At 59.7% G+C, this 26520-nt stretch carries 28 protein-coding genes and 2 pseudogenes; 5 read left to right on the top strand and 25 right to left on the bottom strand.

Annotated features, from left to right (window positions below):
• Nucleotides 1-16: 16 nt before the first annotated feature.
• The 6 genes from ABIB66_RS32875 to ABIB66_RS32850 form a co-directional block, all read right to left on the bottom strand.
• Nucleotides 17-1597, bottom strand: a complete 1581-nt coding sequence (locus ABIB66_RS32875) for a fatty acid--CoA ligase (protein WP_354257377.1) — start codon at nt 1595-1597, stop codon at nt 17-19.
• Nucleotides 1598-1857: 260 nt separating this feature from the next.
• Nucleotides 1858-2334, bottom strand: a complete 477-nt coding sequence (locus ABIB66_RS32870; protein WP_354257374.1) for a MaoC family dehydratase — start codon at nt 2332-2334, stop codon at nt 1858-1860.
• A 122-nt stretch (nt 2335-2456) separates the two neighbouring features.
• Nucleotides 2457-3236: an SDR family oxidoreductase gene (locus ABIB66_RS32865; protein ID WP_354257371.1), complete on the bottom strand. Its 780-nt coding sequence runs from the start codon at nt 3234-3236 to the stop codon at nt 2457-2459.
• Between the two features lie 37 nt (nt 3237-3273).
• Entirely contained in the window at nt 3274-5094 is a 1821-nt protein-coding gene (locus tag ABIB66_RS32860) for an acyl-CoA dehydrogenase C-terminal domain-containing protein (protein ID WP_354257368.1), read from the bottom strand.
• A 30-nt stretch (nt 5095-5124) separates the two neighbouring features.
• The gene (locus ABIB66_RS32855; protein ID WP_354257365.1) at nt 5125-5916 is read right to left on the bottom strand and encodes a crotonase/enoyl-CoA hydratase family protein; all 792 of its coding nucleotides are present in this window, start codon (nt 5914-5916) and stop codon (nt 5125-5127) included.
• A 34-nt stretch (nt 5917-5950) separates the two neighbouring features.
• A complete protein-coding gene (locus ABIB66_RS32850) occupies nt 5951-6130 on the bottom strand; it encodes a hypothetical protein (protein ID WP_354257472.1) in 180 nt (59 codons plus the stop codon).
• 201 nt (nt 6131-6331) lie between these two features.
• Here ABIB66_RS32850 and ABIB66_RS32845 point away from each other — a divergent pair, with 201 nt between their 5' ends.
• Nucleotides 6332-6913: a TetR/AcrR family transcriptional regulator gene (locus ABIB66_RS32845; protein ID WP_354257362.1), complete on the top strand. Its 582-nt coding sequence runs from the start codon at nt 6332-6334 to the stop codon at nt 6911-6913.
• A gap of 120 nt (nt 6914-7033) precedes the next feature.
• On the opposite strand, the gene ABIB66_RS32840 is transcribed toward ABIB66_RS32845, so the two are convergent.
• From ABIB66_RS32840 to ABIB66_RS32825, 6 genes and pseudogenes are all read right to left on the bottom strand, one after another.
• Nucleotides 7034-7282, bottom strand: coding sequence for an enoyl-CoA hydratase/isomerase family protein (locus tag ABIB66_RS32840; protein WP_354257457.1), 249 nt, complete (start codon nt 7280-7282; stop codon nt 7034-7036).
• A pseudogene (locus ABIB66_RS43690) lies at nt 7224-7514 on the bottom strand (hypothetical protein); the annotation flags it as partial. The pseudogene ABIB66_RS43690 and the gene ABIB66_RS32840, both read right to left, overlap by 59 nt.
• Before the next feature lie 261 nt (nt 7515-7775).
• Nucleotides 7776-7925 carry a hypothetical protein gene (locus tag ABIB66_RS43685; RefSeq protein ID WP_502918343.1) on the bottom strand — a complete coding sequence of 50 codons (150 nt, stop codon included), beginning with the start codon at nt 7923-7925 and terminating at the stop codon, nt 7776-7778.
• Nucleotides 7922-8053, bottom strand: coding sequence for a biotin/lipoyl-binding protein (locus ABIB66_RS32835; protein WP_354257359.1), 132 nt, complete (start codon nt 8051-8053; stop codon nt 7922-7924). Before ABIB66_RS32835 ends, ABIB66_RS43685 begins: the two co-directional genes overlap by 4 nt.
• 286 nt (nt 8054-8339) lie before the next feature.
• Nucleotides 8340-9290 carry an NAD(P)H-binding protein gene (locus tag ABIB66_RS32830; protein WP_354257356.1) on the bottom strand — a complete coding sequence of 317 codons (951 nt, stop codon included), beginning with the start codon at nt 9288-9290 and terminating at the stop codon, nt 8340-8342.
• Between the two features lie 59 nt (nt 9291-9349).
• Nucleotides 9350-9586, bottom strand: coding sequence for a DUF2798 domain-containing protein (locus tag ABIB66_RS32825; protein ID WP_354257353.1), 237 nt, complete (start codon nt 9584-9586; stop codon nt 9350-9352).
• A gap of 111 nt (nt 9587-9697) precedes the next feature.
• On the opposite strand from ABIB66_RS32825, the gene ABIB66_RS32820 reads away from it, so the two are divergent.
• Nucleotides 9698-10210, top strand: coding sequence for a TetR/AcrR family transcriptional regulator (locus ABIB66_RS32820; RefSeq protein ID WP_354257350.1), 513 nt, complete (start codon nt 9698-9700; stop codon nt 10208-10210).
• 521 nt (nt 10211-10731) lie between these two features.
• Here ABIB66_RS32820 and ABIB66_RS32815 read toward each other — a convergent pair.
• The 12 genes and pseudogenes from ABIB66_RS32815 to ABIB66_RS32760 all read right to left on the bottom strand — a co-directional run bounded on the left by ABIB66_RS32815 (nt 10732) and on the right by ABIB66_RS32760 (nt 20973).
• Nucleotides 10732-11148: a hypothetical protein gene (locus tag ABIB66_RS32815; protein WP_354257347.1), complete on the bottom strand. Its 417-nt coding sequence runs from the start codon at nt 11146-11148 to the stop codon at nt 10732-10734.
• Nucleotides 11149-11616: 468 nt separating this feature from the next.
• On the bottom strand, nt 11617-12462 hold the full coding sequence (locus tag ABIB66_RS32810; RefSeq protein ID WP_354257454.1) for a COG3904 family protein: 846 nt from the start codon (nt 12460-12462) through the stop codon (nt 11617-11619).
• Nucleotides 12463-12839: 377 nt separating this feature from the next.
• Nucleotides 12840-13199 (bottom strand): hypothetical protein, encoded by a 360-nt coding sequence (locus ABIB66_RS32805; RefSeq protein WP_354257344.1) that lies wholly within the window; start codon nt 13197-13199, stop codon nt 12840-12842.
• 103 nt (nt 13200-13302) lie between these two features.
• The gene (gene hemA, locus ABIB66_RS32800) at nt 13303-14532 is read right to left on the bottom strand and encodes a 5-aminolevulinate synthase (protein ID WP_354257341.1); all 1230 of its coding nucleotides are present in this window, start codon (nt 14530-14532) and stop codon (nt 13303-13305) included.
• Nucleotides 14533-14639: 107 nt separating this feature from the next.
• A pseudogene (locus ABIB66_RS32795) lies at nt 14640-15078 on the bottom strand (DUF983 domain-containing protein).
• Nucleotides 15079-15370: 292 nt separating this feature from the next.
• A complete protein-coding gene (locus tag ABIB66_RS32790; protein WP_354257338.1) occupies nt 15371-15604 on the bottom strand; it encodes a DUF6894 family protein in 234 nt (77 codons plus the stop codon).
• Between the two features lie 172 nt (nt 15605-15776).
• The gene (locus tag ABIB66_RS32785) at nt 15777-16085 is read right to left on the bottom strand and encodes a hypothetical protein (RefSeq protein WP_354257335.1); all 309 of its coding nucleotides are present in this window, start codon (nt 16083-16085) and stop codon (nt 15777-15779) included.
• A gap of 230 nt (nt 16086-16315) precedes the next feature.
• Nucleotides 16316-17500, bottom strand: a complete 1185-nt coding sequence (locus ABIB66_RS32780) for an HlyD family secretion protein (RefSeq protein WP_502918339.1) — start codon at nt 17498-17500, stop codon at nt 16316-16318.
• Between the two features lie 11 nt (nt 17501-17511).
• Nucleotides 17512-17715: a DUF1656 domain-containing protein gene (locus tag ABIB66_RS32775; protein WP_354257332.1), complete on the bottom strand. Its 204-nt coding sequence runs from the start codon at nt 17713-17715 to the stop codon at nt 17512-17514.
• A complete protein-coding gene (locus ABIB66_RS32770) occupies nt 17715-19529 on the bottom strand; it encodes an FUSC family protein (protein ID WP_354257329.1) in 1815 nt (604 codons plus the stop codon). The genes ABIB66_RS32775 and ABIB66_RS32770 overlap by 1 nt, the downstream gene beginning before the upstream one ends.
• Before the next feature lie 34 nt (nt 19530-19563).
• Nucleotides 19564-20025 carry a winged helix-turn-helix domain-containing protein gene (locus ABIB66_RS32765; protein ID WP_354257325.1) on the bottom strand — a complete coding sequence of 154 codons (462 nt, stop codon included), beginning with the start codon at nt 20023-20025 and terminating at the stop codon, nt 19564-19566.
• 321 nt (nt 20026-20346) lie between these two features.
• Nucleotides 20347-20973, bottom strand: a complete 627-nt coding sequence (locus ABIB66_RS32760; RefSeq protein ID WP_354257322.1) for a response regulator transcription factor — start codon at nt 20971-20973, stop codon at nt 20347-20349.
• A gap of 238 nt (nt 20974-21211) precedes the next feature.
• Between ABIB66_RS32760 and ABIB66_RS32755 the strand changes: the two genes are divergently transcribed.
• Nucleotides 21212-21604, top strand: a complete 393-nt coding sequence (locus ABIB66_RS32755) for a response regulator transcription factor (RefSeq protein ID WP_354257319.1) — start codon at nt 21212-21214, stop codon at nt 21602-21604.
• On the opposite strand, the gene ABIB66_RS32750 is transcribed toward ABIB66_RS32755, so the two are convergent.
• The gene (locus ABIB66_RS32750; protein WP_354257316.1) at nt 21599-24031 is read right to left on the bottom strand and encodes a PAS domain-containing sensor histidine kinase; all 2433 of its coding nucleotides are present in this window, start codon (nt 24029-24031) and stop codon (nt 21599-21601) included. The genes ABIB66_RS32755 and ABIB66_RS32750 overlap by 6 nt on opposite strands.
• A 427-nt stretch (nt 24032-24458) precedes the next feature.
• Between ABIB66_RS32750 and ABIB66_RS32745 the strand changes: the two genes are divergently transcribed.
• The gene (locus ABIB66_RS32745) at nt 24459-25079 is read left to right on the top strand and encodes a hypothetical protein (protein ID WP_354257313.1); all 621 of its coding nucleotides are present in this window, start codon (nt 24459-24461) and stop codon (nt 25077-25079) included.
• Between the two features lie 67 nt (nt 25080-25146).
• Nucleotides 25147-26520, top strand: a complete 1374-nt coding sequence (locus ABIB66_RS32740) for a Dyp-type peroxidase (protein ID WP_354257309.1) — start codon at nt 25147-25149, stop codon at nt 26518-26520.

Below are 26520 nucleotides of genomic sequence, written 5' to 3'. Positions count from 1 at the left end.
GTCAGCCCCGCGGGACTCAGTTTACCTGTCGTTCGTACCCCTTCCAGTACTTTTTCCTGAGCTCCCTCTTCAGTATCTTTCCGGTCGGATTGCGAGGTAGCGCCTCGGCGTAGTCGATCGACTTTGGGACCTTGTAACCGGCTATCCGCTCGCGTGCGTAGTTTAGGATGTCGACGCTGTCCCCCTTCTGACCCGACTTGAGCACGATCACGGCCTTCACGGCTTCGCCCCACCGCTCGTCGGGCACGCCGATCACCGCCACGTCCGCCACGGCGGGGTGGCCGAAGATCGCGCTCTCCACTTCGGCGGGGTAGATGTTTTCTCCTCCCGACACGATCATGTCCTTGACGCGATCATGAATGAACAGATAGCCGTTGGCGTCGACGTAACCGGCATCGCCTGTCCTCAACCAACCGTCGCGCAGTGTCCGCGTGGTCTCCGCATCGCGATTCCAGTAACCCTTCATGTTCTTCACCGTACGGCAAAGGATCTCTCCTACTTCGCCTGGCTTGACCGCGGCGCCGTCCGCGCCCTCGATACGCAATTCTACGCCGGTGATCGGCCGACCGCAGGACCTCATGTGCGCCCCGTCCGGTCTGCGATGATCCTCGGCCGACAGGACCGTGATTCCGCCGGTTGTCTCCGTAAGGCCATAGATTTGGATGAAGCTGGTAGACTTGAACCGCGACAAAGCACTTTGCAGGAGCGCAAGAGGAATCGGAGACGCCCCGTAGACTATGCAACGGACCGACGACACGTCCGCGTGCGCTATGCTCTTGTCCTCCAAAATAAACTTGATCATCGCCGGCACAAGGAACGACACGGTAATCCGCTCCTTCTCGATCAGAGAAATGACCTGCTCCGGTGCGAATTCCCGAACCAGCACCACCCTCAGGCCAGCGACCAGGCTGAGCATGCCCAGGCCGCAGCCGGCGATATGGAATAGCGGCATCGCGACGAGAGCGACGTCGTGGGAAGACCAATCGCCCCACGCCGCGAGGGTATCGGCCATGCCCGACAGGATGTTCCGATTGGTCAACTGGACGCCCTTCGGATGTCCCGTGGTGCCGCTGGTGTAGAGTTGCATGCAGACATCGTCTGAAGCGCCAACAGTCACCGGATCGCTCCACTCCTGCTCATTTCGCCAGGTCTGGTAGTCCTCGTTTATGACGATCACTGCCTTCAGATCCTGCAGTTCGCCGCGCACCTGATCGACCAGAGGTGCGAAGCTCTCACCGATAAACAAGACCTTTGCCGACGAATCCTTCACGATGTAGGCGACTTCAGGCGGCGCCAGCCTCGCGTTCACGGGCACGATGACGGCATTGCACTTGGCGGCTCCCAGCCAGATCTCGAAGAACCGGTCGACGTTCCTGTCCAGGACGGCCACCCGGTCGCCGGGACCGACGCCCATCTGTCGAAGCCCATTTGCTACCCGGCTGGAGGCCTCCTGCAGATCCGCATACGTGGTGCTTCGGCCTTCGAAGGAGATTGCGACCGCGGTCCCGGAAGCGGCTGCATGAAACCGCGGAACGTCCGCGAGCGTCTCGAGTTTTGTGACTATCTGCTCGTTACCGCGCTTGCTGACTTGATTCATGGGTCCCTCCAATCGGCTATTTTTTTGTTCACGTTGGATGGCGGATCCGTCATCCGGTAGGCGATAAATCGACGAAGGCTTATTCAGGAATGAATGATGCTGCTTCGATCAAAAAAGGACGTCTTCAGCCCGCGACTGAGGACGCCAGGGAATCACCGAACTCGGGAGGTTGGCTTCGATCGTCTGCCCTGGAGTGGAGCGCGAGCAGTCGCGTCCGAGTTAGTCAGGATTGAAGATCGCATATTCAGTTCAGGCGGCAATCAGATCTCCATGGGCTCGGCGAAATGGGCAATGCCGAGCCACTCCGCGATCAGCGCGGGCTTCTCGATCCCCTCGATCTCCACGGACACTTCCGACCTGGTGAGAAATTCCTTCGGACCACGCTGCGTCACGTCGATCAGCTTGAAGTGAGCCCTCACTTTGCTTCCCGAGGGAACTGGCGTCACGAAGCGGATCTTGTCGAAACCGTAGTTCACGCTCATGATCCTGCCGTTGATGGCCGGAAGTGCGTCGACCGCCATAGGCAGGAGCATCGAAAGCGTTAGAAATCCATGCGCGATGGTCCCCCGAAACGGTGTCTTTGCAGCCTTTTCAGGATCGACATGGATGAACTGTCGGTCCTCGGTGACCTCCGCGAATTCGTTGATCCGCTTCTGGTCGATCTCGAACCAGCCCGAAGTTCCGACAGCCTGGCCCTTGCGTGCCGCGTAATCCTTGAGGTCGATGCTATTTGCCATTCGATGGCTCCTATTCCTGTTCGATGAACAATGCCGCGCGGACGAGCCGCAGGGTGATTAGACTTTTCATCGGAAGGGCGCTCCCCCACTGTTACTCTTCTTCGGCTTTCGCTGGCGCCTCGTCAGACGGCGGTCGTTCCGCCGTCGACCGCGAGGATTTGTCCGGTAATGTGCTTGCCTGCGTCGCTGGCAAACAGAAGTGCCGCACCTTTCAGGTCCTCGTCGTCGCCGAGCCGACGCAGCGGTACGCCTTCGATGAGTTTCTCTTCGCCCAGCGCTTTGATGGTCCCGTAGGTCATCTTCGACGGGAAGAAGCCGGGGGCGAGCGCATTGACGGTGATGCCGTACTTGCCCCACTCGCCGGCCAGACCTCGGGTGAAATTCACGACCGCCGCCTTGCTCGTGTTGTAAGCAAGCGTGCCGAGGCCGCCACGATTGCCTCGCAGGCCGGCGATCGAAGCCAGGTTAATGACCCGGCCGTGCTTGTTGGGGATCATGGAGAGCTTTCCGACCCGCTGCGACAGCAGAAAGATGGACCGGATGTTGAGGTTCATCACCTTGTCCCAGGCGTCGATCGGATGGTCCTCGGCGGGGGCTCCCCAGGTCGCACCCGCGTTGTTCACGAGGATGTCGATGCGACCGAGCTTCTTGAGAGCTTCGTCGGCCAGACGGGCGACGTCTTCATCCTTGGAATTGTCGGCGGCGACATAGTCCACTTCGATTCCGTTTCCCGACAGGTGCTTCTTCGCCTCTTCGAGATCGGCGGTTTTGCGCGAAGAGAGCACAAGGCGCGCGCCCTGCTCACCCAGAGCCTCGGCGATCTGCAACCCTAGGCCACGCGACCCGCCCGTAACGAGCGCAGTTTTACCCCTTAGATCGAACGCCTTCATAATGCTTGCCATTCCGTTCCTCCTGTAAGTCTTCGAACTATCTGCTGTCTCAAAGATCTGCCGCCGCGAGATCCATCAATCCCTCGGCACCAAGACTGGCGCGCTGCAGCAAGGCGCGTGTCATAGGCAGTTCGCGCTTGGCCCAGAATTGGGCCAGTGCGAGCTTGCGCTCATAGAAGGACGATCTCGCATCTCCCTGCGCAATTTTTTCGTTTGCTCGAACAGCGATCCGAGCCCACATCATTCCGATCGCGACCAACCCGAAGATGTCCATAATGTCGTAGGAGGCGGCTGCGGCGTCGATGAGGTCACCGGCGCCCCTGCGTTGCAGCCACGCTGCGGCCTGCTTGAGATCCATTGTGCTCTCGCGCAAGCCCTTCGCTAGGCCGCCGAGACGCGGGACGACCTTGCACTGCTCGATCGCGCTCTCGATTTCCTCGAGAAAGGTTGCGAAGAGGCTGCCGCTAGAGATCGGCATCTTGCGAGCGACGAGATCCAGCGCCTGGACGCCGTTCGCACCTTCGTAGATCTGATAGATGCGCGCATCGCGCACGAACTGCTCGACGCCGTTGTCACGGATGTAACCGTGACCGCCGTAGATCTGGACCGTAGCGTTCGCGGCCGCGGAAGCTTGATCGCTGAAATAGGCCTTAATGACCGGCGTCAGCAACTGGGCCAGGTCCGCGGCTCGCTGACGCTGCTGCGGGTCGGCGGAATGCCGCTCAAGGTCGATGAGCAGGGAAATCCAAGCGCCGAGCGCCCTCGCCCCCTCGATGAAGGCCCGCTGCCGCATGAGCAGTCGCCTGACGTCCGGATAATCGGCGATCGTATGTGGTGTGGAGGCGCCCTGCGCGCCTTTTCCTGCAACGCGCTCTCGCGCGTACGTGGCTCCATTTTGAGAAGCTGTCTCCGCGACGGCCAAGGCAGAAATGCCGGTGGCGAGACGGGCGCCGTTCATCATGGCGAACATGCCCGCCATTCCGGCCGCCGAGCTCCGAGCACCCGACTTCTGATCGTTGCCGGCGAGGCGGTATGCCACCGCGCCCTCGAAATTCAGGACACAAGTCGCGTTACCTTTGATGCCCATCTTCTTTTCGACGCCGCCCACACTAACGCCGTTGCGACCGAGCATCTTTCCCGTGGCGGGATCGATCGAAAGCTTCGGAATCATGAAGAAATTCACCGTCGACAGATCGTCGACGAACTTTCCCTCCGCGTCCGGCAGCTTCGCCAGAACGAGGTGAATGATGTTCTCGGAAAGGTCGTGGTCGCCGCCGGAGATGAAGATCTTCGTGCCCGTTACCCGGTAGGTACCGTCCGGTTGTTCGTAGGCCTTGGTCTTCATCAGGCGGAGATCGGTGCCGCAGTGCGGTTCAGTCAGGCACATGGTGCCTGTCCACTTCCCGTCGATCATCTGCGGTCTGACGTGCTCCTGCATCCACGCCGCGCCCGACCGGGCGAGCGTGGCGTGAGCAGCGTTCGTCAGCCCGGAATAGAGCGCCAACCCTGCGTTCGCGGAGACGGAGAATTCGGAAACTGGCAGCGCGATGACACCGGGAAGGCCTGCGCCGCCGTGCTCTTCCGGCGCCGCAAGCTTATTCCACCCCGCATGGCAGTACTGCTGATAGGCCGCGGCAAACCCGTCCGGTGTCCGCACGACACCATTTTCGAGGATGCATCCCTGTTCGTCGCCGACCTGATTGAGAGGCTGCAGAACTTCCTCGCAAAAGGTCGCCGCTTCCTCGAGAATCTGCCGCGTCAGTTCCTCGCTGACGTTTTCGAACCCGGCAACATGCGTGAAGTCCTGAATTCTCAAGACTTCATGCAGGACGAACATGTACTCATCAACGGGTGCCTTGTAGGCGACCATCGCACAACTCCAGAGTAGCGAGGGAAGGTCTCAGCGGCCCTTAAAGACCGCGGCGCGACGTTCGACGAAGGACTGAATGCCCTCCTTCATGTCTTCGCTGTTCATGACTCGATCGCGGATATGGGGAATGATGTCCATCGCGGCCTTCTCTCCCGCCTCGATGAACTTGAGACCCGCTTCCTTGGTGATCTGGATGCCGATTGGCGCATTCTTGGCGATCAACTGACCCAACTCCATGGCTCGTTCCACCTGCTTGCCGACGGGCACGACCTCTTGGACGAGGCCGATCTTGTAAGCTCTCTGGGCGTTGAACTCGTCGCAGAGAAGCAGGTGGTACATGGCATCACCCCAACCGGCGCGCGTCAGATAGCGGAAGTGGGCGCCACCGAGCGGCGCGATACCGCGCTTCGATTCCATCTGGCAGAAGCGCGTATCCTCGGCGGCGATGACGATGTCGCCGGCGAGGGAGATCTCGATGCCGATCGTGAAGCAGATCCCCTGAACGGCCGTCACGATCGGTTTACGGCAACGGTTGGCGAGACCGAAGGGGTCGATGTTACCTTCCTTGCGCGGCTTCACTGTCGCTTTGGAGCCGAAGAACTTCGGCATGTCCAGACCGGCGGTGAAGTCCGAGCCGTTCGCACAAAGAACGCCGACCCACAGATTCTCGTCGCGGTCGAGCACCGTCATCGCTTCTGACAGCTCAGCCATCATTTCGGGGCTGAAGGAGTTCTTCTTCGTCGGATTGTCGATTACGATCTTCAGAACGTGACCGTGCGTTTCGTGATAGACGCAGCCTTCCGTCTCTACCTTGTCCGACATTTCCCGTCTCCGTTTCGTTGTGTTGCAGATCTGCCTAGCGTGGGATGATGATTACGTCGTTCGCGAGGGGATCCGCGTACAGACGTTCGACGGCGGCGGACCGACTGGTCAGTCCGGCGCGTTGATTGAGGTAGCCCTTGTCGGTGATCTCGTTGTGATCGGTCGACGGCGGCTCGCTGAGCAGGACCGCGCGACAGCACGTCAGCGTCAGCACTCGGTAGGACTCCTCCCACGTCGTCTTCTCCCTGTCCGGGGGTTGCTGACCACTCCGGACAAGTGCGGCCGAAAGTGATTGGCAGCGGCCGCGAACATCCCTATCTTCTGGAAAGCAATCTGGATGACGTTCATCATTCTGAAATCAGGATGACGACTATCATCCAGATCGTCAAGCGTTAGTTTTTGGAGATTTCGGAACGTGGGTCATTCTCAAGCCGACAAGGCGCAAAGCCGGCAGCGGATCCTGGACGCGGCAGCGCTTCAGCTCCGGGAACTCGGGCTATCCGGCGTGAGCATCGGGGATCTGATGAAGTCCGCGAAACTCACGCATGGGGGTTTCTACGGGCATTTCTCGTCTCGAGACGATTTGGTGGCCGAGGCGCTCGAAAAAGCGCTGCGGGACGGCGAAGAATCCTCGCTTCGCAGCGGCAGCGCGAAGGGTCCGCGCACGCTCAAATCGTTCTTGAACAGCTATCTCAGCAAGACCCATCGCGACAATCCGCGCACCGGATGCGCGATTTCGGCTCTGGCCGGCGATGTTGCGCGCGCCGACACGCGCGCGCGGTCGATCATGTCCGATAGGCTCGGAAAGTACTTCGAAAATATCAAGGACATCGCCGACGAAGACAAGGCCGACGACTTCGCCATGGCGGTCATGAGCATGGTCGTCGGAGCAGTGACCCTCTCGCGCGTCATGAGGGACGAGGAGACCTCGGACAAGCTGCTACTGGCGGCTCGCAAGGCCATCCTCGAATACGACGAGCTCCGCAAGAAGACCTAGGTCGGCCTAGCCACCGACCTTCGTGAACTCGGCTTCTGCGTTCTGCAAACAAGGCCTCCCTCGCCTCGGCGCTCAAGAAGCGCTCGCTGAACATGGTAAGCTCCCGCTCGAGCTGCCGCATCATCGCGGCACCGTCTCCCGCATGAGATGCTTCGTGTAGCTCAGCGATCCGGTCGGACGCGTGGCAAGAACTTCGCAGGCGGCGCGCGCGCGCCCTCGCAATTCCTCGGGGCTAACCACAGCGTTCGCCAATCCCCAAGACAGCGCGGTATGTGCGTCGACCGGCTCGCCCAAAGCGAACATCTGGTAGTCACGAACGTGCCCCACCCGCAGCGGAAGCAACAAGCTTGATGCTGCCTCGGGTACCAGCGCAAGATTTACGAATGGTGTTGGGAGCTTCGCGGTGTTCGCCCTGCACGGCAGCCACCGGCGGCTTGCCCGTCCGCGTTAGATTCCGAATGAACCGCGTCGACTGCCGCTCTTCATACGACTTTCCAGTCGACGCGGCGCTGAATTCAGAAATATCATCTTCGAAAGTTCCCTTGAGCCGAATCGACCCGGTGCCTTGATCAATCTGGTTGTCGATTAGTTCGAGCTGGCCTCGGCGAACTTGATGCGCTCGTCTTGATTATATGCCGACACAGTGAGCGATTTACCGGCGCGCGTTGCTTCGATGACCTCCGGGAGGTATTTCTGCGGCAAGGCGAAAATCACGCTGATTAGTGCGAGTTGTGTAATGACAACAACTCCGCGTGCATCGGAGCAGGAACGATGTTGCCCTGGTCGATCAGGCGGATCCCGGTGCGGCCTGCCAGTGGAGAAACGATCGTTGTGTACCCTACCTGCACGCGCGCATTGTCTATCAAGCCTGATGATGGGCGACCTCAGCTTCATACGGCGCGACCAGTGCTCCCTGCGTATCGACGCTCTGGCGGCTGGCGAATTCTTTCGCGACAAGTTTGCTGTATCGCTTTGGCGTTGGCGAGCAGCGCTTCGTCGCGCGCCTTGTCAGCCTTGATGCAGCTGGGCGTCATCTGGGCGCGGATCAATTTGCGCCATTACAGCGCCGACCTTCACATCTTGTCCTTCGCGAAAAGCGATCTTTTTCACCTCACCATCGAGGCGCGGTCTCAGCGTCACGGTGTTGTAAGCCTGGACAGTGCCCGGGCCTACGCGTGCAATTGCGAAGTTCTAATTCTTCACCACGCCACAGCTAGGGGCCGGCGGCTGGAGTATTCGCTGCCGGTTGGTGGCTTGGTATGCCTTCGCGCCATAAATGAGCGCTTGACTCGGCCAGCACGGCTGCAGACAAGCCCACGATCCATATTTATTGGGCCTTCATTTCGGTGATCCTCTCATAGAGCGCATGACCGACTCGATAGACCGGGCGTTCCATCTGTCTGAGGGCGCTTCTCTTGGAGCGGGACTACTCAGGTCTCCGCTGCTCAAATTCGGCGGCGTGGAGCTTCACGAAATCCCGCATATTCATCGGCGGCTTGCCGGTGAGTTTGAGGAAGGTATCGGTCAAGCGGTCATAACGCCCCTGCCTGTTCAACTCGGTCATGGCTGAGAGATGGTTGACGACGTGTTCGGGAAATCGCATCCTTCGAAGGCCTTCGCTCCACGCCGCGAGCGGGACGTCGCGATATCGGATGGGCCTGCCGAGCGTCTGTGAGAAATCGCGCGCGTAGTGGTCCAGATCGGCCGATTGGGGTCCCGTCAGATCATAGATTTGTCCGATATGCGGCGCCGGGTCGTCGAGGATTGCCGCTGCCGCAAGGGCAACATCGAGCGCCGATATGGGGGAGGTCTTGCCGGCGCCCATTGGGAGAGCCAACTCGTCGGAAGTCCGCACGCCACCTGCCAGCGTGAGGAAGAAGCCCTCAAGGAAGACGGTCGGCCGCATTGTTACAACCGGCAACCCCGACCAGGATAGAGCCTGCTCCGCCAGCCAATGCAGCTTATGCTGCGGACTCTCGGTGCTCTCGCTGATGCTCATCTGCGAGACTGTCATCTGCGACATGTTCACAAAAGCTTCGACGCCGTGGTGGCGTGCCACTGCGGCGGTGTTGATCGTCGCTTCCAGATATGCCGCTGACACCGACATTCCGAAATAAATGCGTTTGCACCCTTCGATGACTCGGTGCATTGAGGCGAGGTCCGTGAGGTCGCCCTGTACGACTTGCGCACCAAGGCGCCGAAGGGCCTCCGCCCGTGCGTCCTCTCGCCGGACCATCGCGCGTACCTTGTGGCCCCTTGCGAGCAGAAATTCCGTGAGGTTGCGACCAACCGCGCCGACGGCGCCGGCCGCTCCCGTTACGAGGATTGGGCTGTCATGGCTCTCTTTCGTCGTCATCTTGTCGACCTCACGTTGCATTCAAATGCCGAATTGCGGTACGGCCTACACCGGGATTTCTTTCGTGCGGCTGCTGCACGTCAGCGCGTGGGTAGTCCAGCTTGCCGCATGACGAACCGCTGAATGCGCGGAATGACTATTACCAACATGGGGACGACGAGAACGTAGCTCGTTGCCGCCGCTCTAAGCCAACGCAAGGCGAAGTCGGGCTGAAAGCCGTAGTTCAAGGCGAGGCCGACAAAAGACATGCTGGTCGAGGTGATGAGGCCCGTGATCATGGAAATTGCAGGTCCGATCAGTTTTGCCGGAAGTGCCATTTGCTTGCTCCTGGAAACGAGTTATTATTTATACGACGTAAAACTTATACAACGTAAAAGCAATAGGGCTCTATGCCGCGAACCGCAGATCCGATGCTGCCTCACAGAATCTTGAAGGCCGCCGACGCTCTATGGCAGTTGGGTGGCGAGGACGCCGTGACGATCCGCGGCGTTGCATCGGAGGCTGCCACCACGACGCCGACGGTCTATAGCTACTTCGCTGACCGGGAGGCGCTGCTGACGGCCTTGCGCACCCTCGCATTCCAGCGTTTCTCAGCGCACCTGGCGAAATCGCGCGATTTCCACGACGTCTGCGTGCGACATCTTGAGTTCGGCACTAGCCACCCGCGCGACTACGAATTGCTTTACGGGCGGGGCTGGATGGAGCGCGTCACGACAGATGCTCAGGGCAGCGAGATCGCACGATATACCAGCCATCTGGTGCGCGCCGGCGTCGAGGAAAGCAGGGCCGCGCACGTCGCCTATCCCGTCATGATGATGCTGCATGGCGTGGTAATGCATCGCTTATTGAACAAGAAGCAGAGTCCGCTCGGCCGCACGATCGCTGCAGCCTGTCTCGATGCTTGCATGACTCTCCTCGAAAGCGCGCGGCACGGTGAATAGCCGTTAGCGCAACCGTCAATGACCGGAGTGCGTTGCGCCCGCCGACCGCAACCAAATGAGATCCTGACAGCGCGCCCTGTGCCTGCCGCCCCAGCGCAAGAGCCGGCGGCGATTTGGCCTGCCGCGCGCCTGAGGATGTCGATGTATGCTGAGGGCCGCAGGACGGTCGACGCGACCGGCTGCTTAGCCAAATGTGCTTCGATCTCCATGTGCCAGGCAAATTGAGGCGAGATGCCGGCCCCAAAGCGGAGAGTTGCCGCTCGCGACAGCCCAGTCCACGAGCTACTTATCAATTTTGAAAGGAGCTAGATCAGGTCGCGCAAATCGCCTCGCGCCTTATGATGAGGTCCACCGAGCGGTTCTACGCCAAGTACATCCTGCAGAATCTTTTAATGGGCAGATCGGCGTGCTTTACCAGAGCGACGATTGCGGCCGCGACTACCTCAAGTGCTTAAGAGATGGGCTTGGAGCGGAAGCCGCGAAGCGCATGATCTTCGCCGAGATTCCTACGATCCGATGGGTTATTCGAAAACCACGTCGCTGAAATCGATCGAGACCAGTAGCATGTCCGTGATCGGCCTGCGATCAGGACCGCGGCAGTACGCGCGCCGTACGCTCGGCAGATGGATACCATCCGATACGATATAGTCAGATGTGAGCTGGGAGACTGGAAAACCTCCTGCGATGTTCACCCTGTAGTCGTGACGGCGCAGCATCATGTCTTCGCCGAAAAAGAACTCCTGGACCATGCAGTGAGTTTCCATCCACGCCGGGAGGTGGGCGCGGAGCACGCGCCAGGTCTCTTCCCCTTCCCGCCAGGCGTCGGTCTCTTCTACACGGACCCCATCCATTATCAGCAGGAAGGGCGTTGTGAGATAGGTCCACACGGCTTCGCCGTTGAAGTAGGCACGGTGAAGGGGATCCCAAGGTGTGTGCATCTGATGTCCGGCAAAGGAATCTCGGGTGCGCATCGCTCGCCGACCAGCGTACCATCGAGCTTCTCGATTGCGATCCGGTCCGGTGTGAACATCGTGCGTTGATCGGGAGCTCCGAACGGCGTGATGGAAGACCGCTCCTCGTGCAGCCACACAGTCATGCGGCGCGGATTTCGATCCTGTATCAAGCCTTTCAGCGGAAATAGGCCGCCACCGGTGACGATGGTGGCCTCAACTTTGCTGTGTTGCCCCCAGCGATCTAGACCGCCATGCGCTTCCAGGATGTGAGCGAGCAACGTGTCCACGGCTACCTCATGCGTTTAGATCGTGTAGAACTACTCTCCATCTTCTAACCTGAGCCAATGCCGTTTGATCAAGCTTTCCACCCTCGGCAGCGTGTACCGGCGGCCGGCCTAATGATCTCAGAGAGCTCTACCCGCTACTCCTGCCCACGCGGGGTCCCTACCACCGTTACCTCACCCGTCCGCCCATAGCTTCAACCGACCCAGTCGACTTCGCCGACGCTGGGTTTGTCTCAGTCTCAACCGCGCTGCTTACGAAGTGATCCTGCACCGGTTCGGCCGTCAGCTCGACCAGCGCGGGGCTGCCCGGCTGCGCAATCATATCCGTGTTGACGAGATTGGTCAGCCGCAATTCTTCGCGAGATAGTTCGCACAGATCCTGCCACGGCGGCACGTTCAGCGAGAGCGACAGCAGATCACCGGTGCCGCCCATGTCGAACGTGTATTTGGCGAGACGCCCGATATCGCGTTCCACGATCGTTAGATCATCTGCGCTGTAGGTCGCAGCCTTGGCGTCATTGGCGCGGTCGCCCATCCAGATCTGGTGCACCCTAACATGGGCACCGTCGGGAACGGAACGCGTCCTACCCGCTAAAAGTAGGAACACGCACATCGATTCGCAATATGCCCCCAACGCCATGTCGGCAGGAGCCTCCTGCGCGGTATTGGTCTGCACGCTGGTGCCGACCGTGGTCAGCGCCCCAAGATTGCGCCAGCGGCGTCCAAGCGCGATCGCGTCGTTGACGGAACCGCCACTGGAGTCCAGCACGATGGTCGTGCCGCGGAGCTGTCGGCCACGCGCGAATTCATCGAAATCTCCCGGAGTATTTGCTGTTACGAGGCCGACCGCGCTAACCCAGCCGCCGCAATTCGGCTGGCAAGAGACCCAGCTGAACATCATCGGCAATTTGCGTTCCTCGAGAACGACGCCGGCATGCGCCGAACCGGTCAGCACAGCCACTAATGCGATGCAAAGGGCGGCGCCAACCAGCAGAATCCAACCCCGAATCTCCATCCAAGGAGCGTGAGCAGAGGTCAGAATGGAAGTGCGAGCGCACTTGGAGGTTTCCGCCCTGGAGATTGTCGATTGAGATGGCAAGGGAGCGACGGAACCGGACCCCGAGCCGGCAGTTGCAAGACAAGGTCGGCGGCGTAGCGCCCGCCGGCCTTTCTCTTGCCCAAGCGACCAGCTGAACTTTTCGGGATTGTGCGGTCGACCGGCCAAACTACCCATCCCATTCCGCGCAATCAGCGGGGACGGAACCACGGCCAACGGACAAAGCCGGTGCCGAGCCCGAAATTGCACTCGATGAACAGGCGCAGCAATGGCTTTCGTCGACCAGCTCATTGACGACGAACATCGACAGGCTCACGACTCCGGCGGTCGTCGCGTCAGTTCCGCTGGGCGGTCCAGTAGCCCGAGCAACGCGCGCTTCCCGAATAGCCGCTCCATGTCCCGCGACCGGAATTGCGCGAGAGCCGGCCTGTGCCGGACGCATATTTGTCCGGAACGGTCACCGAGGCGTGGACGGCGCCCGAGCTCGCCACATGGCCCCTGAACCTCACGAGGTTGGGATGCGTGATGGCACCGTCAGTGATGTTGACGAAAAAACTATAGGTCGGATCGCACGCCCCTCTTTGCGTCACGAAGAGAAGGTCCCAAGACCCATCGTACGCAGAGCGAGCTTGTGCGACCGGTACGAAGGCGATCAGGCAACTCGCGGCGATCGCACATGCGAGAAAGTTTTTCATTGTAAGCTCCTAGTGTTTGGTCATTCGGTTGGTTAAAACCGTTCCCTCAGATCGGCTTGTCGATCTCAGTGCGGCGCATACCCGATGCGGCATGCGTTGCTGATCACTCTGCCGCGAGGGCGCGGTGTCGAAGCGGCAATTGGACGCGGCCCCATACATCGACTAGCGCTTCAGCGAGCGCGTCGACCTGTGCGTCATCATGATAGGGCGTCGGCGTGATGCGCAGCCGTTCGGTGCCGCGCGGAACGGTCGGATAGTTGATCGGCTGGACATAGATGCCGTGCTCGGCGAGCAGGAGATCGCTTGCTTCCTTGCACTTCTCCGGATCACCCACCATCATCGGTATAATGTGCGTCTCACTCGGCATTACCTGCAGCCCTGCTGCATTGAGCACCGACTTTACTCGCGACGCGCGCTCCTGATGGCGGTCGCGCTCCCATTGCGAAACCTTGAGATGCCGGATCGCCGCGGTGGCTGCGGCACAAATCGCCGGTGGTAGAGCAGTGGTAAAAATGAATCCTGGCGCGTAGGAGCGCACCGCATCGATAACGCTGGCACTTCCCGCGATGTAACCGCCCAGGCAGCCGAACGCTTTCGCCAGCGTGCCCTCGATGACGTCGATGCGGTGCAAGGCCCCTTCCCGCGCGGCGATGCCGGCGCCGGCCGGGCCGTACATGCCGGCCGAATGCACCTCGTCGATGTAGGTCATGGCGCCGTAGCGCTCCGCGAGGTCGCAGATGCGGTTCACCGGCGCGATGTCGCCGTCCATCGAGTAGAGAGCCTCGAATATGATCAGCTTCGGCCTATCGGGTGCCTCCGCCGCCAGCAATTCTTCGAGGTGAGCGACGTCATTATGGCGCCAGATCTTCTTTTCCACGCCGGCACGACGCACGCCCTCAATAATTGAATTGTGGTTCCAGGCATCCGACAAGATCACGCAGTTTGGCAGCAGTCTGGCGATCGTCGCGATGCCGGTCTCATTGGAGACATAGCCCGAGGTGAAGACCAGCGCCGCTTCCTTGCCGTGCAGGTCGACGAGTTCGCGCTCCAGCTCGACCAGCGGGTGGTTGGTGCCGGAAATGTTGCGGGTGCCGCCCGCACCAGCACCCATGCGGGTCGCGGTTTCCACCATGGCGCCGATCACCTTCGGGTGCTGGCCCATACCAAGGTAATCGTTCGAGCACCAGATCACGACCGGGCGGGGGCCGCCCGGCGAATGCCATGTTGCGTGCGGAAAACGACCGGCGATGCGCTCGAGATCCGCGAATACGCGGTAGCGTCGTTCCGCGTGCAGGCGAACAAGCGCGGAGGAGAAGTAATGATTATGGATCACGGATCAACTCCCTGAAATTGTCCGACCTGGCGTTCCAGATCAGAGCGCCGGCTTTTTTGCGCGAAGGTTTCCATCGTATTGGCTGCTTTTCGTCAGGCCGGAGGAGCCTAAGTCGGTGGAATTCCCTCAGGGGGCATTGCCGTCAAAGCCGTGCATGCCCAGCGCCCATTGCAGCCCTACGACCGCGCCCTTCACCGGTTGCAGCAGGGCCAGCGACATCAGCACCGTCAGCGGCAAGTAGATCGCAAGCTGCAGCCCTACCGGGGGCGAGTAGTCGGTCTCGATCAGAAGCGCGGCAGGAACCACGATATGTCCCACGATGGCGATCACGAGGTAAGCCGGCAGATCGTCAGCGCGATGCGGTGTAAAATCGAGCCCGCACACGGAGCAACGATCGTCGACTTTCAGGAAAGCTTGGAACAAGTTGCCTTGGCCGCAACGTGGGCAACGGCTGCGAAACCCGCGGCCAATGGAAGACCATAAATCGCGTTTTCCGGCCGCGACTTCGCCGGTCCAGACTTTATTGGGGGGCTTGATCGTTAACATGACTTGGCTCTCTTCGAGTTGCTAAATGATCACTGGTCACGAGCTCGATTTGGAATCGTCTCCTATCAGGCCCAAAGGGCGGCCGGTCCTCAGGAGGGGGAAAGGACCGGCCGCAGAAAGCCACGACGGAGGGAGGAGCGCCGGGGCCAAGCACTTGCGGAGTTGTCCGCTTCCGCAAGGCAATTGGTACCCGACAAGGACTGTCGGTGCGAGTGAAGCAATCCAAATCTCAGCAAATCGTGGAGAATGCGTACACAGTGCCTCAAGCACACTGATGTCGATCGATACAATGTCAATTCGGCTTGCCGAGCACGAAAGTGAAGGGCACAATGAAGAGCTCATCGCCCTGATCGTCGCTGACATGCAGGACCCAGTCACGCCAATCCTCAAAGCTGCGCTCGCTGGTGAAGGATTGCACGAGGCGGGTCGCATGATCGCGCGCCTCAACGAGATCGTCGACCACGGCCCCCCGGTGATCGAGGAATACCTTCTTCGTGTTGGAGCAGTGGAAATATACCTGGGTCATGTTCAACCTCCTTCAAATGGACGTGTAGCCAACAGACCTCGTCGCTGCTGGCGTCGTCGACGGTGCGGTACGAAAGCCAGATTCGGTGACGCTTCGAGGATGCGAAACCACATCCAGAGGTTCATCAGGGGGAGCAGGAACATTTGTGCACCTCGTGCCATTCGCCTAGCCGTCAACCGCCACACTTCGTGGCCATGAGGTTATTGAAAGCGTTGATTTCGGAATCAAGCACGGCGAGATTTCGCTCGCTGGGAGTGCACGCTGTCGCGACCTGCCGAAGCGTCACCGCCTCATAGAACAAGGTAGCGTAGGTACGGCAGATCTTCTCCTTATCCGCCTCTTTGGCCGGCTGGCTGCGCACCATCTCCCAGCGCGAACGAGAGGTGTCGATGTCCTTGATCGACGTACATCCCGCAGCAACCGCAGGAATCGCGGAGACGTTGATCGCGGCGGACGCGATGAGAACGGCGATTCTCCTCATGAGCGAACTCCACAGAGAGAGTTGTTGTAAGAAGAATTACAGTTCTGCTGGCCTACATTCTATTGTACGGGAGTCGTTCCGAGTACGGCTTGTGGTTGCCGCACATAACCCTTGGCTTAGGACGGAGGAACAAGGATTCTGATGCGAGGGGCCACCGCCTCTCAGCGAGCGGCGGCACCAAACTCAATCGACGGTCGCCTGTACTTCCAGCTAATAACCGCGTTCTACCGCTATGGAGACGAGGGACTGGGAATGCAGCCCGGCCGCGCCCGAGCTCCGCCTATCAATCCAAAGAAAGTCGTCTCGACTTCCGCCCGAACTCGTTGCAAGAGCGTTTCGCCCGCGCCGCCCTTGCCGTTTCGGATCGTGACGGTTGCGGTCAAGCCCGACACCAGCGGCACGCCCGCCGGCACATTGTCGATCGCAATCCGGACCGGCACACGTTGCGCCAAGCGTACCCAAGTGTAGACCGGATCTACGTTGGGTAACCCTTGCGTCGCAGCCGCTGCGTTGGATACGCTGATGCCACGCGTCACTGTTGCGATGTGGCCTATGATTGACGCTGAGTAGCCCATTAGTTTTGCCTCGGCGCGGTCGCCTACGCACAACCGTGCCAGCTTCGTTTCCTCAAAATAGCCATCGATCCAATAGCTATCCGCATCGATTATCGAGACATTGGTGGCACCTTGATGCGCGTAGTCGCCCTCTCGCAGCAAGAGATTTGTAACGATTCCATTCACCGGACTGCGCACTTCAGTGCGCTGCAGGTTGATCTCCCCCTGTGATACTTGCTCTTGAGCCACGTCTACGGCCGCTTTCGCCTGAAGCGCACTTCCCTCATAGACTTGCTTCTGTTCAACGGAAGTAGATAGTTCTGATAAGCGGTTCCGTCGCTCGGACTGCAATTGCTTCACGTTCAGATCGGCTGTCTTTTGCTGCAATGTCGCTTTGTGTGCACGGAGCGCGACCTCGAAGTCGAATGGCTCGATGACATACAAAATATCCCCCTTGTGGATGAATTGGTTGTCTACAATTCGTAGTTCCTTGATTTGACCGGAAATCTGCGGCGCTACACTTGCAACATGAACTCGCACGCGCCCATCCCGTGTCCAGGGCCCGGCGTTATAGCGATCCCAGGCGACGAGAGCGACCAGCACCGCAACGACTGCGATAGCGGTAGTCGCCACCTTGCGCAGTAGAAACCGTGCGGTTCGCAGAGTGCCGCCTCGCCTCCGCACCATGGACGCTCCTGAGGGAGAGAAGGTCTTACCTGGATCACTCTCCAATACTCTTCGCGCAACGTTGTCGATTTCGCCGCCCGGGCGGGGTGCGTCATCGACAATCTGCGACGGGCGCGCGACGATTGCCTGCACCTTGTCTTGCTGAATAGTCTCATCATGAACGGCCGCATCCATCACCACCTCCTCTATAATAGCAGCATCAATAAGCTCAGAATGATTACGCCCAGACTCAACTCTGCGATCGAGGCGTGACTGAACATCTTCGCAAAGCCGACGACATGCAGAAGCGGTCGCAGAACTATGATGACGATAAGAGTCATCACCAGAAAGGTTACAAACGGCGCCAGCAGGACGCCCCCGACGACCAGCTCTGAAAAAGTCTGTGCCATCAGGCTGCCTTCCCAATGGCATCGGCGCCACTGCCCCCGTCGAGGATGTTGCTTGTCATCACAAGGCACGCAGCAACATCTGCCTCGATCGAGCCGTTCTGCGGAGCTTGTTCACAAAACCTGGGTGCAATGGCGCGCAAGGCGGCGGTATCCCGCCCGGCAATCGCTGCGCGTGCTTCGTCCACCAGCGATGCAAGTGGCCCATCGGTCAACTCCATCAACTTCGTATCGCAAAGCCGCAGCATCGACGACTTGTCGAAGCAGGAGACCATTTCCGCGAGGGCGCGACTGTCCTGCGCTCCTCCAGCGCCGAGAAACTGCCCGATTCGCGAGGCGTCCCGGAACGCTGCTTCCTCCGCAGCTTCTCGCTTCGGGTGGACCGGTCCATGCAGCTCGCTGCGAGCCTCCGCGAGCAGCCGCATCCTGCGTTTTTCATCGGAGACGGGCGGAATCAGCGTCTGTGCTGCAAACAGCAGCGTCGCTGCCACGATGACGAACAGAGAGGTGAACAGGAAGGCCTGCGGATTGTAAGTCTGCGGATTACTCGGCGCCAGGATCATGGTGATGAAGGGCAGATTGATGCGGCCAAGGGATGACCACAGAAGGTTTTTGGAGGTCAGGAGGAGTGCTGCGCCCACCGTGAAAGGAGCAAGACCGATGGCCAGCGCCGGAAAGGCGTCGGCGCCATCGAGGATGATGAACTCGAGTGTGCCGGCCAGGACAGCTGCGATCGGCGTACCAACAAGGCCGAGAGCGGTGAAGCCGCGCGGATTCGGAGTCGTGTTCCCCAATGCGGCAATCAGGGCCACGAAAGACAGCGAAACGCTCGTCGCAGGCCACCCGGCCCAAATGTAGAACGTGGAGGCGATTGCAAACCATGCGGCGGCGCGGACCCCGCTTTCGGCCGCCGATCCAAAGGACCGATACAAGGGCGCGCGCCAGACCCGCAGCGGCCACCTCGCCAACCTCAGGGCTAGTAGATTCCTGCGGACCTCGTCATCCCGGTGCAGTAATTCCCGCGCCGCCCATTCCGAAGTTTCGCTCTCAAGACCCCGTTTAGTCCGCGCAACCTGCAATTCGGCGACCAGCGCGACCGCAGCACTGCGGGCGGCAGCGCTCCTGACGGATCCACTGCTCGACTCCAGAGCTACGCTTGCGATCTCCGGCCGGAGCGCCACGATTTCCAGCAGCAGCGTCAGGAATGTAGTCGGGCTGCCTGGTCCACCGCGGAGGGTTGCGCTTGCATACGCACGAACGCGGCGATGAAGCGCGGCCAGCTGCGCTCCCAGCCGCGGTTGACGGTCGGGAGCAAATACCAGCGTATTTACCATTGCGATCGAAAGAATGCCAACCGCGATTGCGGCGCCACGCGCCATGCTGGATTCAAAAACGTGCTGGGGGTTATCGATCTGCTGTGTCGCAATAAGTGCTACCGTGTAGCCGGACAGCACGGCCGCATAGGCCCGATAGCCGTCGAAAAGTTTCGCGGCAAAGACGCAAATGCCAAGCCACACTGCAAACGCCGCGAGGATCAGATCTCGCGCCTGCGAGAACAGACCGGTGATCGCGATTGACGCTGCCACGCCAACCAGCGTGGCGAGCAATCGGAAACCTGCCTTCTCCAGCGCCTGGCCGCGGGTTGGCTCGGCAAGAACTGCAACGGTAAGCGCGGCCGACGCCGGCGCTTCAAGCTGTAGCCAGAAGCTGACGAACAAGGCCAGGACCGTAGCCAGCCAGACGCGGATGGCGAAGCTCCAGGAGCTGACGGGAATCCTCGCTACCGTGAACGGCTGATCTGCTATCGTCGCGACCATGTTGGTGCCTTTGCGGATGCCTTGCCAGTTGTGCTCAGTTCTCGTGTCCCGACACATCGACGGACGCGACAAAGCAGTAGCCGCGTCCGGGGATGTTGACGATGAACCGATGCCCGTCCCGGCCGTCACGCAGCGCGCGACGCAGCGCTGACATATGGACCGTGAGATTGGCAGGCTCGACGAAGATGTTGGGCCAAACCCTAGCCATCAAATCCTGTTTGCTGACCAATTCACCGCGTCGTTCAAGTAAGGCGATCAGGATTTCCAGAGCCCGGCTTCCGACAGCTACGGGTCTGTCGCCCTCCCGCAAGAGAAACTGCGTCGGAAGCAGGCAGAATGGTCCGAACGAAATCCTGGGGGGCGTGGCGCCGGCCGATTCGAAGAATGGTTTGCTTGTTTCCGCAGTTTGAACGGCGCGTCTCTTCTCAGGCGCCGCAGCTGGCCCGTGGGTCCAGGGCAAGTTTTCGAAATCCGTAGTGGATCCTGATGCGCGCATGGCAATCTCGTGTGCGTGAGGAAGGCTAAGTCCTGACAAATCCTAGTGAGGCGGAGTTTGTAGGCTTAGGGCACCGCAGTCCATTGCGCGTAGGGCGGTGTGAGGTTCGCTTATGGTTGTCCATGCTAAGCGATCGCTTAGGATCAACGCCGGCGGCCAGACCTCTAACCTCGTGCTTCATTCGTTGGCTGAATGAGCAGGTAAGGGTACAACGGTCAGCGCTGGGGGCGACCGTGCCAGATGGCCATCTGCGCGCAAATTTGCGTGCATACCGAGCGCCTTCGGGCAAAAGCGACTGGGCAGGATGCCTGGCTCAGAACTCTACGTCTGCTGTAGTCTCACATTGAGCATGTCCGCCATCCTGCTGAGCTCGGGAAGCGAACGCGCCTTTATCTTCCGCATCAGATTGGTGCGATGCACCTTCACCGTCGATTCAGCGATACCGATATCGTTGGCTATCTGCTTGTTCAGGCGACCGGCGACGACATAGACCATGACTTCACGCTCGCGGGGACTAAGCGTGTCGAAACGCTCCCTGAGCGCAGCTAATGCCCGATCGCTCTCTCGACGGGCACGATCGCGAGCGAGGCCGGCCTCGACAGCGTCCAGGAGGTCCTGATCACGGAACGGCTTCGTGAGGAACTCCATGGCACCGCCCTTCATCGCTTGCACGGTCATTGGCACGTCGGCGTGCGCCGTAATGAATATGATCGGCACCTGCCTGTTTGCAGCGGCAAGATCGCGTTGAAGTTCAAGACCGCTTCGCCCGGGCATTCTCACGTCGAGTATTAGGCAGCTCGGGCCCTCCGGCGGATCCGCCTTGAGAAAGTCGGGAACAGACGAAAATTCCCGGGTATGCAGGCCGACCGTCCGCAACAGCCGCGCAACCGAATCCCGAAACTCGGTGTCGTCATCGATGACCAAGACACTGGGATTTGCGTCACCCATCCCCGGTACTCTGCGCTAAATAAGCGAATGCTTCCCACTGGATTAACGTCATTCTACGCACAATCGGTCGAGATGAACAGTATCCGTTGGCTAGGCAGATAGCCGGCGGCCTAAGCCATCGCTTAGGAGCGCCGGCATTGCCTTATCGGGAAATGTCCCTGAGAATTGGACCTTGCGTCCGGGCGCGAAGTGTTGTGCCGCGGGAATGCTGGAGCGAGGAAGTTGCCTGGAAAACGCAATGTTGAATCGCACATTGATATCTATTGTCGACGATGATGAGCCATTTCGCGAATCCATGCGAAAACTTGTCATGCTGATCGGCTACCCAGTCAAAGCGTTTCCATCGACAGCCGATTTCCTGGCATCGAGTCTGCTCCCTGAAACCGCCTGCCTGGTCTCCGACGTCCACATGCCTGGCATGACCGGCGTCGAACTCCATAGACACCTGGTCAAATTGGGGTACGCGATCCCGACCATCCTCATTACCGCGTATCCTGATCAGGTCGACAGGGATCGCGCTCTGAGGGACGGAGTGGTTTGTTACCTCAGCAAGCCCGTGGACGACAGGGATCTGGAGCGGTGCCTTCGTTCGGCTCTGAAACCCGGTCACCCGATTAAAGACAATTCATGAGTTCTCTTGGGTCGCCGGCAGAGTGAATTGAAATACGGCGCCGTGAGGCTCGTTCGCTTCCGCCCATAGCTTGCCCCCATGAGCATGGATGATGGAGCGGCATATCGACAGCCCCATACCTGTTCCACTGGACTTCGTGGTGTAGAAGGCGTCGAAGACTCGCTCGAGATGCGCGGAATCAATGCCTGGCCCCGAATCGCGTACCGCCACGACGGCGCCTGCCTGGTCCTGCGCGGTGCTGATCAACACCGCTCTTGCGCTCTCCTCAACCGAGCCCATTGCTTCAGCCGCGTTCAGAATCAGGTTCAGCAAGACCTGCTGCAACTGAATCCGATCCCCTAGAACTGGAAGCCATCCATCCACAAGCCGGGTCTCGACTGAAACGCCGTTCCTGTGGGTCACGCTTTGTGCCAATATGAGCACTTCGTTGATCGCCGCATTGAGATAAACGCGTTCCTTTCGAGGTGGCGCTTTCCTGATGTGATCACGCATCCGTCCGACGATGTCACTGGCTCGGTCCGCGTCCCTGACAACACATCCGAGCGCTTCCTTGACCTCACCCAGATTCGGTGGATTCATTTCCAAAAAACGCACGCCCGCACGCGCGTTGTTGCGAGCGGTAGCGATCGGATGTAAAATTTCATGAGACAGCGAGGCAGCAAATTCTCCCATCGTGCTCACACGGTTCATGTGGGCCAAATCAGATTGCATCTGCTGCAACCGCGCCAACGCTTGTGTGCGATCTTCGGTGTCAGTCAGCAGCGAATACCAGCGAACAATTCGGTCGGAAGAGCCCTCCCGGACCGGAATGCCGCGGATCTCGAACCAGCGATATTCGCCGTCGAAGCGCCTCACACGTGCCTCGGTCCTGTAGGGAATGCCGGCGGCGATCGATTTTGTGAAGATTTCAGCGAGTTGGGGAAGGTCATCAGGATGAATCGTTCCGTTGGTGCCCCAGTGCCTCAGCTCTTCCAGTGACTGGCCGCTATACTCGAAGATCTGACGATTCACGGCTTCGATGTCACCGTTCGGAGCCAATACGGCAACCAGACCCGGTATCCCGTCAATTGCCGAGCGCAAATTTCGCTCACTTTCACGCAGTGCCTCCTGCGCGCGAATGATCGCTGTCGCGTCCGTACCGGTGCCGCGATAGCCGAGGAATTCGCCACCGGCGCCAAACACCGGCTTGCCACTGGCCCTCACATACATCGGAGAACCCTCACCGCCGGCGGCGAGATAGACGAAGTCACGGAACGGCTGATGCGAATCCATCGTGGCCTGGATCGCCCGCCACTTCTCCGGTTCGGTGTCAAGGTCGAGAGCACGCTCCCAAGCTGCGGTGCCAAGCCGAGCCGAAGGGCTCGAGCCGAATGCGTTCGGGGTCAGCATCGTTAACTTGTGGTCTGGACCCATCTCCCAAAACCAGTCGGAGGCGGTTTCGGCGTAGTCGCGGAATCTTTCTTCGTTCTCGCGCAATGCGTTCTCGGCGCACTTGCGCTCGGTGATGTCAATGACACCGGCAAGGCCTCTGGTCCTGTCTTCAGTTACATATCGCAGCGTGAACAGCGCATCGAAGATCGTGCCATCGAGCCTGCGCACGCGTGTCTCGGTCGAGAACTTATCGTTGCCCGCAAGGGTAGCCAGGACCGCCTCCACATAATCATCGAGGCTTACTTCCGGCCAGAACGCCTCGACGCTCGTAAGCAACTCCTCCTTGTTACCTCTCCCGAACAATGCGACCGTCTGATCATTGACATCGACGACATACGTCGCGCGCATGATCTCACGTATCAGACGTGGGTTTTTCTTGAAGTGGCTCCTGAAATCGTGAACCCCCTCATCTCTCAACGCGCGCAATATTTTCCTGCTGTTGGTGTAATCGAGTTCGAAGAACGACACTGCCATCGCTTGGAAAAGATTCTGATAGCGCGTCTCACTCTGCTTGAGCGCTCGCCCGGCTTCCTTAGCCATCGTGACATCCATGACTGCACCCGCAAATTGCAGGTTTTGCGGCTTGTCCACCACGGCATGGGCCACGACATGCAGATGCTTTACCGATCCGTCCGACATCTGCAACCGATGCTCGATGTTGAAGGCTTCCCTGTTAGTGGCGGCGCGATCGATGACTGCCTGAACTTGCATTCGGTCCTCGGGGTGCACGCGCTGAAGCACCGTGTCAAAGGTGACTGCGGTTCCCGGCTGGCAACCAAAAATCCGGTAGGTCTCCGCCGACCAAACGATCTCTTCCTTCGACACGTTCCAGCCGAAACTGCCCGTTTGGCTGAGCTGCTGGGCCTCGGCGAGAAAAGTCTCGCCGAGGCCCAGAGCACTTTCGGCCCGCTTCTGAGCCTCTGCGGTTGCAACGTGTTGCCGTCTACGGCGCACAAAATGCCAAGGGCGCTTGCCGGGCACGATCCAAGGACACATTAGCACATACCTCTTGAGCAAAACCGCCGGAGCGAAGACTAGCTGCTGTAAGCGCGCTCGCTCATGATGCGAGAGCCCGCCGTTCCAGCTTCTCCTTGCGCGTCGCGCGGATGCGACGCGACTAAAATATATTATTCCTTCAACATCCACCATTATGCGCCATGGGCGTGGCCTCCCAGAATCGTACCTGATTGGCTACGAAATGCCAGCCGACCCGGTAGTACCATTAGCAATAATTTGGCGCGATTTGCCGGACTTCACTGGCTTAAGGAACGCATGCGGGTCAACTAGAAGCCATCGCGGACAAGAAATCCCACGATGGCAACGCACACCTTATCCTTGCGCTAATCAGCCGGCGCTTGATCAATCCTCGACTAGGTCGCTTAAGATCAATCGCAATACAAAACCGAAAACATGGAGAATAGACATGACTACGCTCGAGCAGACACGCACCACCGGACAGGATCGGGTCGCGGAGAAAATCAAGAAGCTACGCGAGCTTTACGCCGACGCGCCGGAGATCGGAAAAGCCGCGTTGGAGAACGGGCTCGCCATGCTCACGGAGGCGCTGGCAGCGCCTGGGCGGGCGCAAACCGCCGGACGCATCGGCGCCCGGCAGGGCAAGGTCTCAGAGCTCACCGTGTTCCTTCCGTTCGTGAAAGGGGGAGCGAAACGGCTTCGTGGCTTCCTGCAGTTGCTGGACGGGAACTTCCGGGCGGCGGACGCGGTAGGCACGGTCCATAACATGCGCTTCGTGTTCGTGGACGATGACACAAAGTTGCTCTTCGCGACGGCCTATGACGGCGACTTTGACCCCTACATCGACGACTTCGCGGCGAAGATTCCGAACGCCATGGATCTGTGGCTGTGCAATTTTGAGGGTTTCCCCGGAATGGGTAACCCGAAGGCGGCGGCGGACTGGATCGCCAAGCACCAGATCGCGGCCGAGGCTTGGTACGTCAACAGTCCGAATCTCACCGGGGCGGAGACCCGACGGCTCGAAAAGGTCGGCCAGGCCGTCGAGGAACTGCTCGACAAGATTGGATAGCCGCAGCGGTCAAATCGTTCGCTTGGGGTCCGGGCGGAATAGACCCGGCCCCATGAAAGGATCTCCCATGTTGTCCGTAACGGAAGTTGCCGGCGAGAAACGTTCGACGCATTCGCCGACACTTGAGTTGCACGAAATACAGGCGACAGTTCTGCGGCCCAGGCCGGCGCCGTACTTCGGCACACATGTGCTCTTGCGTATCGACGATGCTCAAGCGGGCCGTGCGTTTCTTCGGCGGCTGACACCGTATGTCGATTCTGCCGCAGACTCGCGAATCACGGCCAATGCCTGGCTTGACGTCGGGATCACCTATGGGGGACTCAGGGCGCTCGGACTTTCCCAAGAGTCGCTGCAAAGCTTTCCGGAGACCTTTCGCGTCGGGATGGCGGCACGTGCAAAGCACCTTGGCGACGATGGGGTCAACGATCCGAAGAATTGGGACAACCCCTTCGGCACAGGTCAAGTCCATATCGGCATCAGCGCATTCACTGATACGGAGGAAAAGCGGCACCGGGCGCTGGCGATCGCGCGCGAGCAATACGAGGGCTTCGCTGGTGTCAGCGTGCTCGACACGCAGGACTTTGGCGCCCAGCCCGGCGACCTCAATTCGCTCGGTTATAAGGACGGCATCGACCAGCCGGCGATCGAGGGCAGCGGCGGAGAGTCTCCGCCGGCCTATGGACGGCCGATCAAAGCCGGCGAGTTCGTCCTTGGATATCCGGGTGAGACCGGGGTCCTCTTGCCGATGCCGCAACCGGACATCCTCGGTCGCAACGGCACATACGTGGGCTTCCGTAAATATCAGTCGCGTGTCGGCGCCTTCAATCGGTTCCTTCAGGCTAACGGAAGCACCGAGGAAGAACGTGAATTGGTCGCCGCAAAGCTCGTTGGCCGTTGGCGCAGCGGTGCGCCGCTGACGCTGGCCCCGGATGTCGACGACCCCGCACTCGGTGCGGACCCACAACGCAACAACGACTTCGATTACGCGAGGGACCGGCGCGGCTACAAGGTGCCCTTCGGAAGCCACATTCGGCGCATGAATCCGCGGGACACGCAACTCACCCGCCTGACCGACGTCAACCTACATCGCCTGATAAGACGCGGAACGACGTATGGACCACCCTACGATCCGAACGCATTGTCCGAAGCCGATGACGAAGTGACGCGCGGCGCCATCTTCCTGTTCATCAGCGCCAAGGCGATGGCCACCATCGAATTCCTGCAACAAGAGTGGGTCAACGACGGTGATTTCATCGGCGCCAACGACGAGCGCGACCCGGTCATCGGGCGGCAGGAGGAAGGGGCGACTTTCACCATTCCAAAGCAGCCAGTCAGGCGTCGCATCCGCGGCATCCAGACGTTCAACGTACTCAAGGGTGGCGAGTATTTCTTCATGCCGAGCATCAGTGCCTTGAACTGGCTCGCGAACTTGAGCACATGA

This window comes from Bradyrhizobium sp. F1.13.3 (assembly GCF_040548265.1).
In the GTDB taxonomy this organism is placed as follows: Bacteria; Pseudomonadota; Alphaproteobacteria; order Rhizobiales; family Xanthobacteraceae; genus Bradyrhizobium.
The sequence above is the reverse complement of the archived record's forward strand: the minus strand, read 5'-3'. Positions and strand labels throughout refer to the sequence as shown.